The following is a 14,938-nucleotide window of genomic DNA, read 5'->3' on the forward strand; positions in this document are numbered from 1 at the left end:
TGTCCTATGCTTCAATATTTTTCATTTGATCTTTTTTTGACTTTCGCCCTAAAATAGGCTCAAACTTTTTGTATAAATAGTTTGTTAAAGGAAGGGAAAAGAATACACATATATACGTTCCTAAAATTGTTGTAATTAAGTTAGCAGCACCAGCAAAAACTGCAATATCCTTTGCGGATTCTGGGAATATAACAGCTAATGCTCCTGACATGGCAGCCATCATACTACCTGAACCTACACCCGCACCCATGGCTAGTGAAATTGGATGAAACCAACCAGTTTGAGCCAAAAAACTTGCTAACACAGACAGATATAAAGCCCCAAACAAAGTACCACAAACATATACGCCTAGTGCTCCCCGTCCTTCTGGTGAATCCGATCCATATTTTTCAGCAATAATGGCTAAGTTAGGTTCTCTATCGATTGAAAAAGTAGCACCGACTGCTTCTCTTTTCATTCCAAGTAATAAAGCAATTGGTAACCCTAATAGGATTGTCCCTGCGAAATGTCCCACTTCTTGTAGTCCTAAAGAAATCCCAGCATCAAATATCTTCGGCAATGAGGGCCCCATTAACATTCCCAATTTGGCTACAAAAAGCATGAATGAAATTCCTAAAATATTGGCCGCTACATTCATTTCCTTCATTTTTAAAATTTTGAAAGAAGGTAAACTAATAATGGCTCCGATAATTAATGCATACAGCATTGGAAATAATGCAATGGCTCCAATCCCAATGTTAAACGTTTTTACGCCAATAAATTCTGTAACACAGACTAATATCAAAACAAATAAATGAATTTTCCAATTACGCAGAGAATTTCCTTGCACTTTATTACACTCCTTTTCTACAAATTATGCTGATTCTAAAAAGGAAAACCAACACAATTTTTGCTTATCATTTTTTAACTTATTGAATTTTTTCAGCAGTATTTATAGCTAGTCCTACGATAAGGGAAATCCCTTGGATCATCGCCTTTTCATCTGGTAAAAATACGTCACTATGCAGCTTCATCGGATCCTCTGGGTTTTCTCCTACTCCTAAGAAGACAAATGTACCCGGGACTTTTTCTAAGTAGAAAGCAAAATCTTCACTTGCCATACTTGGTTTAGTCAACCACTGCACTGAGTTTTCTCCAAATAAATCAGTAGCAATAGCAGCAACATGTTCATTAAATTTAGGATCATTCATTGTAACAGGATACCCCACTGTAAAGTTATAGTTTATTTCAACTTCTAATTTAAGTGCGGAAGCCACTCCTTCGATAATTCTTTGAATACTTGCAGCCACTTCCTTACGAGTGTTCGCATTAAGTGTTCGTACAGTACCTCTAAAACTAGCTATTTCAGGAATAATATTATAGCCATCTCCTGCTTCAATTGTTCCGATTGTAATAACAACAGAATCTACTGGATCAGTTTCTCTGCTAACAATTGTTTGTAGCGCTGTTACAACATGAGCAGCACCCACTATAGCATCTACTCCTTGATGCGGTGCTGCTCCGTGACCTTGTTTACCTTTTAATACAACATCAAAAGAATCCATGCTTGCCATTATCGCACCATTTCTAAAACCATAGGTTCCAGTAGCTAATTCAGGCCAAACATGAAAAGCAAAAGCATGGTCAACGGGAGGGTTGCTCAATACACCTTCTTCAACCATCATTATTCCCCCACCCTTCATCTCTTCAGCAGGTTGAAAAATGAATTTTATTGTACCCGCAATATGATGCTTATTTTGAGATAAAATATTAGCGGCAGATAGTAACATTGCGGTATGCATATCATGTCCGCAAGCATGCATAACCCCAGGATTTTTAGATTTGTAGCTTACATCCGTTTTCTCTTGAATAGGTAAAGCATCAATATCAGCTCGTAAAGCAAGCACAGGCCCAGGCCCCTCTTTATCTCCTCGAAGAATACCCACAACTCCTGTCTTAGCTACTCCGGATTTCACTTCAATTCCAAGCCCTTTTAAGTAATTCGCAATAACTTCAGCCGTTTTATGCTCTTCAAATCCAAGCTCAGGATTTTCATGGATCATTCTTCTTAATCTCACAGCTTCTTCATATATTCCGGATGTTCGCTCTACTATTTCAATTGACCTTAATGAATTTGACATTTTTTTGATACTCATTATCATTCATCCCCTTAAGAAAATTAAATACAAAATATTCTAACTATAATAATAATATTTTAGTTTAAAAAACTTTCATTATAATAAAAAAATGATATTTTTGAAAAAACCTTATAATTTTATAATTATTAACAGATATTGTTATACTACCATTTCAAATATTGACTGTAAATATTGAAAATACAAAAAATTCACTATTCTCTTTAAGTCAGTGTTCAAAAAAAGGAGAACAAAAGAGCCAAGATGTTCGAGGAACGATTGTCTCGAGGAGCCGGACGTATCATACGCGAGGACCAAATTTGCACAAGATATGGAAAGCAATGAAAGCGATTCATCGAACGAAGGAAAGAGTTAGCTATTTTTAGGACGTGTACGACTTTAGCAGAAAGTCATAAAAAAGCGACACTTCGTTATTGAAGTATCGCACCATTAAGTTGAATAATTCAAAAATTCAAAAATTTTAGTAGAGATTATGGCAGTTGTAAATGTTCATGTAGAATGGAGATCGAAGCGTTTATTTAAGTGAATGTCTAGAATCAGTATGCAGTATTCTTTAATCTTGAATAGCCTCCATCTCTCTTCTCCTCCAGGTAATACCTTTTTCTTTATCCACTTATTTCCATTTAAAACCCTGACCTTAATGTCCAGAAGTCATTTTAATACCTACAGCCCCTGCAATAATACACATAATAAATAGGGTTAGTCTTAAACTTCTAGGTTCATTAAAGAAGATCATTCCTGCTAAAACACTTCCAACAGAACCGATACTGGTCCATATTGCATAGGCAGTCCCCACTGGAATAGAAGTTAATGACAATGAAAGAAAATAAAAGCTTAAACTCCCCAAAAAAAGACAAGCTACAGAGGGAAGCAATTTTTCAAACCCGTTTGCACGTTTCAGGCTTATAACACTGCCAATCTCGGCAAATCCAGCAATAAGAAGAAAAAACCAAGCCATTGAATCATCCCCTAACCTTGAATAAATCATTTCACTTCCTTAAATGTTTAGGTTGTGCTGGATTGATTTTTATTCCAATTATCCCCAATATCATTAAAGCCATAAAAAATACTTTCAGTGGATTAATGGTCTCTCCCAAAAAAAGCATCCCAATTACTACCGTTCCCACCGTTCCCAATCCAGTAAAAATGGAGTAACCAGTTCCTATGGGAATGGAATGGAAAGCTTTTGAAAGTAAAAAGAAACTAAATATTATTATAACTACCGTTACTATACTAGGTATAATTTTGGTGAATCCGTGTGAATATTTAAGACCGATCACCCAGACGATTTCCAAAAGTCCTGCCATTATGATATATATCCATGCCATTTTATCGCTCGCTCCTTCGGCATTGACACTTATTTTTGAACCACGAAGTTCTCTATATATCGATAAATCGCATAAGCTACCCCATTCTCATCATTTTTAAGGGTTGTCATTGTACAAACAGCTTTTATGACATCTTTCGCATTTCCCATCGCTACGCTGTATCCAACTTTCTGGAACATGGATAAATCATTGTTGCTGTCCCCGATTGCCATAGCCTGATCTAAGGAACCATTCATCAAAAAAGCCAATTTTTCAAGAGCCATTCCTTTTGTAGCTCTTTTACTAGTAATTTCAATGTTGTGATCAGCAGATGAAACAACCATCAACTCATCAAACTGTTTGAATTGGTTCCATGCTTCTTCTAATTTCTTTTTATCAAAAGAACATGCCAATATGTTATAGAATTCTTCCTCCTGTTTTAAGATATCATGATAGTTTTCAACTAAAACATATCCAAACTGGTCAAATTGCCTTTCCGCTACTTCAACTAATTCTTTCATATCTGTATTCAAATCTGCATTTTTCAAACTTTTAATCTCATTATGGAAATGTTCTCTACCCTTTTTAAGAGTATAAATGGCTTTATCAGTAAACACTTCGTAATAATAATTCCGTTCATCTAACCATTGGAGAATAGATTCGACACAATCTTTAGTTATCGTAATAGAAGAAATGCACTTTCCGCTTTTTGAATGAATGGTTGCGCCATTTGTCCCGATTACAAATGGGGAAATCCCGGCTTTTTCACAAATTGTTTGAACGTCAAAATAAGCCCGTCCTGTTGAAATAACTACTTCAAAGCCTCTATCTTGGGCATATTGAATCGCCTTTATATTTTCTTCACTAATTTCATTCTGGTCGTTTAATAATGTTCCGTCTAAATCTATCGCAATGAAACTCATTCTAATAGCTCCTTTTCTCATTCTATCTATTAAATTCTCTTTCTAGCTTTTTTACCTGCTATCAATAAAAATCTAATCAAAAAAGAGAGTACCCCCCTCTTCCATCTCGATATGTCCCATTATGGGCTATGCTTGAATCCAATTGACTTCCTCTAATTTTGAATGATTTCTCCATTCCTCTGGAAATGGTTGCTCGCAGACAATCACATCGACTTTTTCTAGAGGACAAACTTTACAAAATGTGTCGACACCAATTTTAGAGTAATCCGTTAGCAATATAACTTGCTTTGATACCTCGACCATCTTGCGTGAAACTAATGTTTCACGTAAATGATAATTACTAACACCACTTTGAATGGAGACACCACCAGCTGAAATGAACGCTTTATCAATATTAAATTGATTTAACATTTGTTCAGTGAGACCACCGCATATGGATTGATGCTTTGGATCAATTTGTCCTCCTAGTAATAGAATTTGTCCTGTAAACTTATTTTGATTGAGCAATTCGGTTAACACAGACGATACAGGAAGAGAATTGGTTAAAATCGTAATGTCTTTTTTATTTTCAATACACTGCGCAAATTCAAGCATGGTTGTCCCTACATCAATGGCAATCACATCTCCATTAGAAACAAGTTCTACTGCTTTTTTCCCAACCTTGATTTTCGCTTCTTGATTCACCGTTGTACGCTGTGTAAATGGAGGCTCCTCAAATTCAAAAACTGTTTTAATCGCCCCACCGTAAACCCTCTTTAAAAGTCCTTTTTCCTCTAACATCATCAAATCGCGTCGAATCGTTTCCTCTGAAACATTAAATTGATCAACTAATTCCATAACTTTAACTTTTCCCATTTTGTTAAGTTCTTTTAAAATTTCATTCTTTCTTTCTTCTGGCAAAACAGACATATTTCTACCCCCGTGATCATTAATAATTTATAAAATAATACATTCTTTCTTCGGTACAAGAATTTGAACGCGTGCTCCTTGCTCAAACATTTTCCCTCGGTGGTGAAGGTAATCTACAAGGAAAGCGGACTCCTCTGTTTCTACTTCATATCTTAAAACATTCCCTGTCATAGAAACATCTTTGATAAACCCTTTAATTCCCCAGTTCACTTGTATATCCAAGCTATCCTCACCAACAGAAACTAATTGTAAAACTTCAGGACGAATGGCGACTTCATTCCCTTTTAATTCTGTGCTGCGAACAAGTTTATGGAAAACTTCCATATTACAAACATTATAATTTCCGATAAATTTTGCAACAAATGTATTGATTGGAGAAGTATAAATTTCTGATGGAGAACCGGATTGTACAACTTTTCCTTTATTCATGACAAAAATTCGATCAGACATCGTCATTGCTTCTTCCTGATCATGAGTAACAAAAATAGTTGTAATATCTAATTCTTTCTGTATTCTCTTTAATTCTTTTTGCAAACTTTTTCTAATTTTAGCATCCAATGCGCTTAACGGTTCATCCAAAAGCAGTACTTTCGGCTCCATGACTAGCGCGCGGGCAAGAGCAACCCTCTGCTGTTGTCCACCAGATAATTGATGAGGATACGACTCTTCTTTTCCTATTAAATCAACCATATCAATCATATTTTTCACTTTTGATTTAATATTTTTTACCTTCTTCATTTTAAGGCCGTACGTGATATTGTCAAAAACGCTCATATTTGGGAAAAGCGCATAAGACTGAAATACCATACCTACTTCACGCTGACGCGGTGATAAATTAGTAATATCTTTTCCATCAATTAAGATTCTTCCTACATCAACACCTTCAAGCCCCGCAATGGAACGTAATAATGTACTTTTCCCGCATCCGCTTTGCCCAAGAAGTGTAGCAAATTCTCCCTTATTTAATGTTAAAGAAATGTCATTTAGAACGACTTGATTTTCATACCCCTTAGTCACTTGATCGATGGTTACATAGCTCATTACTTTTCACCTTCTATAGCAGTATTTTTATTACAGTGTTGTTTTTTAAAAAATGAAAGAATTCGCTTCTTATTTGACACGACAGGATTTTTTTCGTTTCTAAACGTAAGTTTTAATACAATCCCCGTTAAAAGTAAAATCATTGAATAATAAGTAATAACAATTGCACTTGTTAAGTGACCACTGCTGTTTAGTTTGTCGGCAAGATAAATTTGAATGGTTTCAAATCGGCCTCCGACAAGCAAATTGGCAAAAGCAAACTCACTAAATAAAAGAGCGACTGATAATAAGGTAGACACTAAAATACCAGATATAATATTTGGAAACACCACTGTGCGAAACGACTGGAATTTTGTAGCACCCAGTAATTCAGCTGCATCAACAAGCTGCACAGCATTAATCGTACGAAGACTGCTACGAATACCTTGATACATAAATGGCAGAATCGTTATGAAATAGGCACCGATTAAAATCCAAGGTGTTCCGGCAATTTGAATCGGTCCATCTGAATATACCTTGATTAATCCTACAGCTCCAACAATGGGAGGAATTCCATAAGGAAGCATAGCTGCTGCTTGAAGTAATCCTTCCCATTTACTGAAATATACCGTGATGATAAAAATAGTCGGAAGCATAATAACAACACTAAGACCTACAGACATGACAATTAAAAACAGCGTTCGTCGAAAAGCATCATAAAACCGTTCATCTTGAAATAATTCAACATACCAATCCATTGTATAACTCTCAGGTAAAATGGTATGATCCCATTTACCGGCAATCGAGAATAAAAATGTTCCTACAAGCGGAATTAATAAATATATAACTAGTAACCCAACAATCACTTTATGAAAAGTCAATGAAGATTTCATCGTAAATCCCTCCTAATGCGGCGCATCATTCGTTCATTGAACCACATCGCCCCTATCATTGTCGCTGCTAGAAGAACTCCCATCGCACTACCTAGCTGCGGCTTTAATGCAACGTCACTAGCAACTAGAGAGGCAATTTGCAATGACAATAAGTTATAGTTGCTGCCTACTAATGCATAGGCAGTAGCGTAAGCTCCCATCGAATTAGCAAACAAAATGCTGAATGTACCTACAATACTAGGTAAAAGAACTGGAATCCCAATGTGAAGCCAAAATGATAATGTTGATCCTCCTAATAATGAAGAAGCCTCTTTCCATTGTTTCTTAATTCCTTGATAAGACGGGTAGATGAGCATAATAGCAAGCGGAATTTGAAAATATATATAAACAAGAATGAGGCCTGTCCATGAATATAAATTAAAATCCGCAAACACATCCCCACCAATCTTTGAAAAAAGCAACGTAAACAACCCATTGTTTCCAAGTAAAATAATAAATGAAAATGAAAGGGGAATCCCCTCAAAGTTCGACGTCATATTGGCAATCATCAGTAAGCGATTTTGTATTTTTTGTGAGAACTTTGTAATCGAATAGGCTGCAATGACTGCTATAATCACAGAAGTTACAGCAGAAAATAAAGAAATGACAAGGCTATTTTGAATGGCTTGTAAGTAAAATTCACTTTTAAATATGGTGATATATTGATCAATCGTAACTTGAATTCCGTTGTCTGCATAAAAACTATTTTTAATCATTGCCACTAATGGTCCTATTTCAAATCCAATCACAAACATAATAAATGGCAGTAAAAGAGCTAATAAGTAAATTTTTTGTTTTTTAATTTTTCGCAAGACTTCTCGCTCCTCTATGTTCTCTAACAATTTTGGGAATTGGTTTAACAGTACATTCGTTAAACCAATTCCCGTCAACCTTCATTCTTCATTTTAATGTTGAATAGTGTATCTTTTTTATAGGGTATTTTTTCCTTTCAGACCTGGAAATTGATATGAAATCATTTTATTGGACGGCTCAATATTTAAAAGTTCACAAACGAGCGGTGCAAAAGCTAATTGCGGAACCACTTCACTGTAAACGCCAGGCTCAACTTTTGGACTCATGATAAAGAGCGGTACATCACGCTCACCATCAGTTATGCCGCCATGGTTGCCATATTCACTCATGCCATGATCAGATGTAATTAAAATGTGGTAACCTTCTTTGATCCAAATTGGCAAAAGTTGTGCCAACAAGCTTCCCATTTTTAAGATTTGTTCACGATATTCTTTCGATTCCGAACCGAACATTTCTCCTTTTACATCTACACCGAGCGGATGAATATATAAAAAGTGTGGGTCATACTTTCTGCGCAAAGCTTCTGCATCCATTAACACATGACTGTCTGGATAGTCATCATCCCAATAAAATTTCCCATATTGAATCGGCTTAGACTCATCCTCTTGCTCACGATCCTCAATAAAATGGAATGGCGCGCGATTATAAAGTTCGCTTACCCAGTAATAAGATACCGTTCCGTTTCTTAAGCCGTTTTCTTTCGTAAGATGAAAGAGACTTTTCTCAGTAGATAAGCGAACCGCTTGATTGGACGTAATTCCGTTCACTGATGCCGGTGTACCCGTTAGTAACACTTCATATAATGGACGGGAAAGACTTGGGAGTTCCGACTTTACTTTGTAAAGTGCTGCCTGATTTGTTTCAACTAGATGTTGAATAAATCCAAGAGCCTCACATGCTTTATCATATCTCATACCATCAACAATAATTGCTATTACTTTATTTGACATGGACTAACACCTCTTCTTGCCAAAGCTGTGGTAAATTTTTAGCCGTTTCTTCCCAAGCTTTGTAATCTTCAATTGGTTTTGCATTTTTGTACTGTTCTTCTGGAACCATTTTTCCAGCTACTTCTTTCGGAAGTTCTACATCGCGAATTGGTCGGGCAAATCCTTTAGCTAAGTTAATTTGTCCTTCATCGCTTAAGATATATTCTCTAGTTGCCATCGCCGCATGCGGATGCTTTGCATTTTTGTTAATAATAGTTGCGTAGCCGCTTACGACTGAACCTTCACTTGGAATGGCAACGTCAAATTGATCGCGGTTAATTTGGTCAGCGTAACCAAGAGCATTGAAATCCCAAACAAGGGCAACTTCCACTTCCCCTTTTTCGATGTTAGCCGGCTTGGCATCAGTTAAGCTAAGGCGGCCTTGCTTGGCAAGCTTAGCAAAATAGTCAATTCCTGGTTGGAGATTTGTTTCATCACCACCGTAAGCCTTAGCGGCAGCAAGAACGGCCATTTGGTTCTGTGTACCACGCTGAACATCTCCAACTGTTACTTTATAATCTCCTTTTAATATGTCATCCCATGATTTTGGCGGGTTATCTACTAATTCTTTATTAGTTAAGAATGCAATTGTTCCTTGGTAGCCAACAACCCAATCTCCATTGTCATCCTTTGCCCAGTCAGGTACCTCGTCCCAATAGGAAGTTTTATATGGCATCGTTAATTCTTTTTGTTCCGCGATGGGCCCAAAGGAAACCCCTACATCGCCGATATCAGCTGTTGCATTCTCTCCTTCAGATTCCATTTTGGCAATCTCTTCGGCACTGGATAAATCTGTATCATTGTGTTCCAAAGTATATTTTTTCATCACTTCATTCCACGTTTCTCCCCAGTTAGCCCATGAATCAGGCATACCGAAACTATTAATTGTCCCCTCTTCTTTTGCCTTTGTTTCAATTTCTTTCAGGGTTAACGAACTTGGATCCTTAATAACTGGAGCAGCCTCCTCTTTAGTAGCTCCACAAGCAGCTAATCCTAGTACACTCACTCCTAACATCACAGCTTGAATAGACTTGTAACAATTCTTCTTGAATGTGTAATTCATAAAAAGTGCCTCCATTTAATGTGGAATCATTAATGTTTATTACTGTTTGTTACGGATTAATCATAATCATTCAATATAAATCCCACATTAATCCGATGTTAAGAATTTGTAAATCAGTTCTTTATTTGTCCAATTCATCATCAGCTTTTATGTTCATACTATTGAAAAGGATAGCTTTTTAATAGTTTCGCGGGATTTGGTAGGTTGACATTTTGCATCGTTTCGACGGCAAGCTCCTTTGCTTGTTTTTTATCAATGAGGTAGTACCTTCCTTTGTTTAAGTTCAAAATTAATGTTCTTTACAAGGGGGGACCTAAAGTTAACTGAATGGTAGCTGGCATACGATATGTAACCTCGTCCCAGTGAACCCAAAAAGTTAGACACTTTATTTAAATAAGCACAGCCTTGAGGGCATGAACCCTGAAATCTACCGGGCTCATGCCTTTTAATTTTCTTCAGTTACCCAATCCCGCCATTTGAGAAAAAATGGTATATTATAGTTTATGACATCATTGGTTTAAGACAAGGAGTGATGAAGTATCCGTAAAAGATGGATCCTTTCAGCAATTGTTGGATTATTGCTTATTTGTTTAAGTGTAATTGCCTTCAATTATTTCGGGAGCGATAAAAATGAAAAAGGGAAAAAAGCGGAAGCCAAGGAGTCCAAAATTCCTGAGGTGCAGGAATATGGCGGGACCCATCTAAAAAAAGTCGGCGATAAGGTTCGCCAAAAAAATTGGGGAACCTTCAAATTGCTAGAAACGAAGTCCATTAATGAGTCATTTGAATTGGCACCCATGGTCATTACAATCAAGGATATCCGTAGGATACAATTGTCTACACTAACAGATGAAGTAAAGGAGGAGCTCAAGTCCTATACGGGATTGAGTTTTGAAGAGGCCTATTCGATATATTATAAAGAGAATTTATCCATGGAGGAAATCGATCAACAGGCTGCGTTGTCTAAAACGGATATTGATGAAGAGGTTTCCTATCTAGAGATAACATATTCCGTGGAAAATAAAGATTCGAAGGAACTTCAGTTCTTCAGCATGGAAAATGTTACTTTCAATGATGATCTTACATATGATGTGCCTTCTAAAACTTTCATCCATTCCGGAGATACTTTTATAGGGACAAAAAAAGTAAGCCGATCAGATTACCAACCAGGAGAAACAAGAAAAGGCACAATTGGCTTATTGGTTGATCCCGAGGATAACTTTAAAAAGCTCGATTCCTTTTCATTCACTACCGATGATATAGCGGATGGTGCGTCTCATGAATTATTGGTGGAGGGGACTTCATTTGAAATGCCGCTAAAAGGAAAGTAGTTTTATAGTCTATAAAAATATGATAAAAACCCTAAATAAGGGGAACCTCGAAAAAAGGTTTCACTTATTTAGGGTTTCATATGAGTTCCCTAACGATAAATGAACTGCTTATCTCTCCCCGAAAGTAGGGTTCTGTGTTACTTCTTCCATTAATATTCTGCGCAAAATTTTCCCTACAGCTGATTTTGGCAGTTGTTCCCTGAACTCAATACTTCGCGGCACTTTGTATCTGGCCAATCGTTGCACGCAAAACTCCCTGATTTCCTGCTCCGGGACTGACTTTCCTTTCTTTAAGACAATGGCCGCTTTTACCGTTTCCCCACGGTATGAATCCGGAACCCCATATACACATGTCTCTTTTACGGCTGGATGCTGATAAATAATATCTTCAACTTCGATTGGATAAACATTATAACCGCTTGCAATGATCATATCTTTCTTCCTGCCTACGATATAAAAATATCCGTCTTCATCCATCGTCGCGATATCCCCAGTGTAAAGCCATCCATCCCGCAAAGCCGTTGCCGTTTCCTTTGAATTCTTCCAATATCCCTTCATTACTTGCGGACCTTTAATGATCAGTTCGCCTCTTTCACCTGCTGGCAATTCATCAATGCCTGTTTTTAGGTCGACGATTTTAGCGTCAGTATTTGGGTATGGGATTCCGATACTTCCTGGTTTTTTCTGTCCTCTGACTGGATTGCGGTGGGTAGTGGGTGAAGTTTCCGACATTCCAAACCCTTCCAATATTGTAACCCGTAATTTTTTTTCGAACTGATGAATGATTTCTATCGGGAGCGGGGCTGAACCACAACTGCAGTACTTAAAGCAGCTTAAATCGTCCGCCGTTAAATCCGGGTGATTCAGTAAAGCAATATACATGGTCGGGACACCTGGAAAAATGGTTGGCCGATGTGTTCGAATCAAATCCACCACCTTGTTTATTTCAAATTTCTCTAATGTGATAAAAGTCGATCCGGCATATATGGCACTATTCAATCGTCCATTACCAAACACATGGAATAATGGGGTCAATCCAAGCATCCGTTCCCCAGGCCTTTGAAGTTGAAGGGCATTTGCCGTAAAGGCAAAGTCTTGATAAACATTCGAGATCAAATTAAAATGCGTGAGCATGACCCCTTTTGATTTCCCTGTAGTCCCCCCTGTATATTGAAGTACAGCCACAGCTTCCTTCGGATCGATGGCCAGAGCAGGAAGTTCCTTATCTTTCCTTAAAAAATCCGTTCCTGTTTCCATTAATTGGTCGGATGATATGAACATTAACCTATCAGAAAAACTTGTTAGCACTAATTTTTCCCGTTGTTCCTCACGCCCAATGAACCAATTGGCTTCGGAATCCTGTAATATATAATCCAATTCACTCGATTGATACAGCGGGTTCACTTGAACGACCACACCTCCCAAACGATGAATGGCATAATAGGCAATGATATATTCTAGACAATTTGGCAGCATGATTGCTATACGATCGTCTTTTTGAAATCCACGGTTGTCTAAATTCACAGCAAAACGATCTGAGGCATCCTTTAATTCCATATATGTCATTTCCCGATCCCCGTCTATTACGGCTTTGCAGGTTGGGTAAAGTCGGGCTGAACGTTCAAGGAGTCCATATAATGACAATACTGGAATGTCAATTTCAGCAGGAGTTTCTTTCGGATAAAATCCATGCCAAGTTCTAGTCAATTTTTTTCACACCTCATTCTTTTCTATTAATATGGAGCATAATCAGCCAACTTGATCATCCTTGCCTCATTTATCACGAATGATTTTAAAAATTCCTGTGCCCTTTGCAATTGTGTTGCCTTCAGAATCTTTTATTTCTCCTTCAGTAAAGGCAATTTTGTATCCTTTTTGAAGGACTTTTGCTTCGGCAAATAGTTCCCCACTCGATATGCTGGCTAAATAATGTACTGTTAAGCTTGTCGTCACGACTTTGGATTTGGTAACGGAACGAGTCACCATTCCTAGAATGGTATCCAGCATGGTAGCATGAATGCCCCCGTGCAGTGTTCCATTAACATTAAGCAAATGTTCTTCTATGTTCAACTTTATAGTAACATTCCCCTCTTCAAACCGAATGATTTCAAAACCTATATGTGAAAAGAATGCACTACTTTCGAATTGATTCCGAATATCTTCCACTTCAACAGGCAATCTTCCTCCCCCTCACTTTGGCACGATTCAATTTATATACGGAAAGGAGCAGAAACGTATGGGGTTTCCACTCCTTAATCGTTGGCCTATACGGCTTCAATCATGATAGCCATTCCCTGTCCGCCGCCAACACAAAGTGTAGCAACACCATATCTTTCTTTCCTGCGAATCAGTTCATATATTAGCGTTGTCACGATCCGTGCGCCCGTCGATCCGACTGGGTGTCCAAGAGCGATCGCTCCCCCATTTACATTAACTTTGTTTTCATCTAGCGATAAATCCCTGATTACTGCCAATGCTTGTGAAGCGAACGCCTCATTTAATTCGAAAAGCCCAATGTCCTCTACTTTTTTCCCGGTGCGCTCCATAAGTTTTCCGACGGCTGGTACTGGACCAATTCCCATCACTTCAGGCGAAACTCCCGCAGTCGCCCAATCGACAATCTTTGCGAGTGGTTGTATTTGTAACCGTTTCGCTTCACTAGCTTTCATTAATACCAATGCAGCAGCCCCGTCATTACGGCCACAAGCATTCCCTGCAGTGACGGTTCCGTTTTCCCTGAATGCCGGTTTTAAGCTTGCAAGTTTTTCCATTGTGGTTTCCGGACGTGGATATTCATCCGTTTCAATGGTAACCGTACTCTTCCTGTCAGAGACCTGAACAGGAACGATCTCATCTTTGAACTTTCCTTCTTCTATCGCTTGCGCCGCTCTTCGTTGACTTTCCACTGAAAAGACATCTTGCTCTTCCCTGGAAATGCTGTATCGTTCTGCGACATTTTCAGCGGTGATTCCCATTCCCAAACTTTTTCCGTAAATTTCTTGAGGCTGCTGTCCAGCTTCAGTATTAGAATCCACTAGCTTGGTCCTGTCTCCCCCAAAACGGGCACTTCTTAAATAAAGCGGTGCGCGGCTCATGCTTTCCGTACCGCCGGCAACGACTATATTTGCTTGACCTGAGCTTATCTGCTGTGCTGCTGAGGTGATGGCCTGCATTCCAGATGCACATAAACGGTTTACGGTAAAAGCCGGTGCAGAATCGGGAATCCCTGAGCGCAGAGCTGCCACTCTCGCGACATTCGAGGATTCGGTCGTTTGCCTAACTTCCCCGAAAATGACTTCATCCACTTGTTCTGCTACAATATTCGCTCGCTTGATCGCTTCTTTGATGGCTATGCTCGCCAAATGACCGGAACTAATCTCTTTAAATGCTCCACCGTACCTTCCAATCGGTGTTCGAACAGCACTAACGATTACGATATCTTCTCCCATTTCGTTCCTCCCCCTTGAAATTCCAGATTCAAAGGCAAAAGACTACCTGCCCGAATAAAACAGTAAG

General features: G+C 38.2%; 15 protein-coding genes and 1 pseudogene. 1 reads left to right on the forward strand and 15 read right to left on the reverse strand.

Annotation, left to right across the window (positions count from 1 at the left end; genetic code table 11):
* Nucleotides 1-4: 4 nt before the first annotated feature.
* From J7J00_RS19380 to J7J00_RS28260, 12 genes and pseudogenes are all read right to left on the reverse strand, one after another.
* Nucleotides 5-829 (reverse strand): DUF3100 domain-containing protein, encoded by an 825-nt coding sequence (locus J7J00_RS19380; RefSeq protein ID WP_214793688.1) that lies wholly within the window; start codon nucleotides 827-829, stop codon nucleotides 5-7.
* A gap of 79 nt (nucleotides 830-908) precedes the next feature.
* Nucleotides 909-2,135 carry a M20 metallopeptidase family protein gene (locus J7J00_RS19385; protein ID WP_286201472.1) on the reverse strand — a complete coding sequence of 409 codons (1,227 nt, stop codon included), beginning with the start codon at nucleotides 2,133-2,135 and terminating at the stop codon, nucleotides 909-911.
* A 637-nt stretch (nucleotides 2,136-2,772) separates the two neighbouring features.
* The gene (locus tag J7J00_RS19390; RefSeq protein WP_214793691.1) at nucleotides 2,773-3,093 is read right to left on the reverse strand and encodes a DMT family transporter; all 321 of its coding nucleotides are present in this window, start codon (nucleotides 3,091-3,093) and stop codon (nucleotides 2,773-2,775) included.
* A 31-nt stretch (nucleotides 3,094-3,124) separates the two neighbouring features.
* On the reverse strand, nucleotides 3,125-3,463 hold the full coding sequence (locus tag J7J00_RS19395) for a DMT family transporter (RefSeq protein ID WP_214793694.1): 339 nt from the start codon (nucleotides 3,461-3,463) through the stop codon (nucleotides 3,125-3,127).
* Between the two features lie 29 nt (nucleotides 3,464-3,492).
* Nucleotides 3,493-4,365 (reverse strand): Cof-type HAD-IIB family hydrolase, encoded by an 873-nt coding sequence (locus tag J7J00_RS19400; protein ID WP_214793697.1) that lies wholly within the window; start codon nucleotides 4,363-4,365, stop codon nucleotides 3,493-3,495.
* 126 nt (nucleotides 4,366-4,491) lie between these two features.
* Nucleotides 4,492-5,274: a DeoR/GlpR family DNA-binding transcription regulator gene (locus J7J00_RS19405; RefSeq protein WP_214793700.1), complete on the reverse strand. Its 783-nt coding sequence runs from the start codon at nucleotides 5,272-5,274 to the stop codon at nucleotides 4,492-4,494.
* Nucleotides 5,275-5,301: 27 nt separating this feature from the next.
* Complete coding sequence (locus J7J00_RS19410; RefSeq protein WP_214793703.1) at nucleotides 5,302-6,315, reverse strand: ABC transporter ATP-binding protein; 1,014 nt, start codon at nucleotides 6,313-6,315, stop codon at nucleotides 5,302-5,304.
* Nucleotides 6,315-7,187, reverse strand: a complete 873-nt coding sequence (locus tag J7J00_RS19415; RefSeq protein WP_214793706.1) for an ABC transporter permease — start codon at nucleotides 7,185-7,187, stop codon at nucleotides 6,315-6,317. The genes J7J00_RS19410 and J7J00_RS19415 overlap by 1 nt, the downstream gene beginning before the upstream one ends.
* Complete coding sequence (locus tag J7J00_RS19420; protein ID WP_144528437.1) at nucleotides 7,184-8,038, reverse strand: ABC transporter permease; 855 nt, start codon at nucleotides 8,036-8,038, stop codon at nucleotides 7,184-7,186. The genes J7J00_RS19415 and J7J00_RS19420 overlap by 4 nt, the downstream gene beginning before the upstream one ends.
* 117 nt (nucleotides 8,039-8,155) lie before the next feature.
* Nucleotides 8,156-8,989 carry an alkaline phosphatase family protein gene (locus J7J00_RS19425; RefSeq protein ID WP_125159833.1) on the reverse strand — a complete coding sequence of 278 codons (834 nt, stop codon included), beginning with the start codon at nucleotides 8,987-8,989 and terminating at the stop codon, nucleotides 8,156-8,158.
* Nucleotides 8,979-10,091, reverse strand: coding sequence for an ABC transporter substrate-binding protein (locus J7J00_RS19430; protein WP_214793709.1), 1,113 nt, complete (start codon nucleotides 10,089-10,091; stop codon nucleotides 8,979-8,981). Before J7J00_RS19430 ends, J7J00_RS19425 begins: the two co-directional genes overlap by 11 nt.
* Nucleotides 10,092-10,252: 161 nt before the next feature.
* Nucleotides 10,253-10,342: pseudogene (locus J7J00_RS28260) on the reverse strand (nickel import ATP-binding protein NikD); the annotation flags it as partial.
* Between the two features lie 327 nt (nucleotides 10,343-10,669).
* Between J7J00_RS28260 and J7J00_RS19435 the strand changes: the two are divergent.
* Complete coding sequence (locus J7J00_RS19435; protein WP_214793712.1) at nucleotides 10,670-11,422, forward strand: hypothetical protein; 753 nt, start codon at nucleotides 10,670-10,672, stop codon at nucleotides 11,420-11,422.
* Nucleotides 11,423-11,530: 108 nt separating this feature from the next.
* Here the strand turns inward: J7J00_RS19435 and J7J00_RS19440 are convergent, their stop codons facing one another.
* The 3 genes from J7J00_RS19440 to J7J00_RS19450 form a co-directional block, all read right to left on the reverse strand.
* Complete coding sequence (locus tag J7J00_RS19440) at nucleotides 11,531-13,129, reverse strand: long-chain-fatty-acid--CoA ligase (protein ID WP_214793715.1); 1,599 nt, start codon at nucleotides 13,127-13,129, stop codon at nucleotides 11,531-11,533.
* A 66-nt stretch (nucleotides 13,130-13,195) separates the two neighbouring features.
* Nucleotides 13,196-13,600 carry a PaaI family thioesterase gene (locus J7J00_RS19445; protein WP_214793718.1) on the reverse strand — a complete coding sequence of 135 codons (405 nt, stop codon included), beginning with the start codon at nucleotides 13,598-13,600 and terminating at the stop codon, nucleotides 13,196-13,198.
* Nucleotides 13,601-13,686: 86 nt separating this feature from the next.
* On the reverse strand, nucleotides 13,687-14,871 hold the full coding sequence (locus tag J7J00_RS19450; RefSeq protein WP_214793721.1) for a thiolase family protein: 1,185 nt from the start codon (nucleotides 14,869-14,871) through the stop codon (nucleotides 13,687-13,689).
* Nucleotides 14,872-14,938: the final 67 nt, after the last annotated feature.

It is taken from the genome of Bacillus sp. ISL-4, assembly GCF_018613275.1.
GTDB lineage: Bacteria > Bacillota > Bacilli > Bacillales > DSM-1321 > Peribacillus > Peribacillus simplex_E.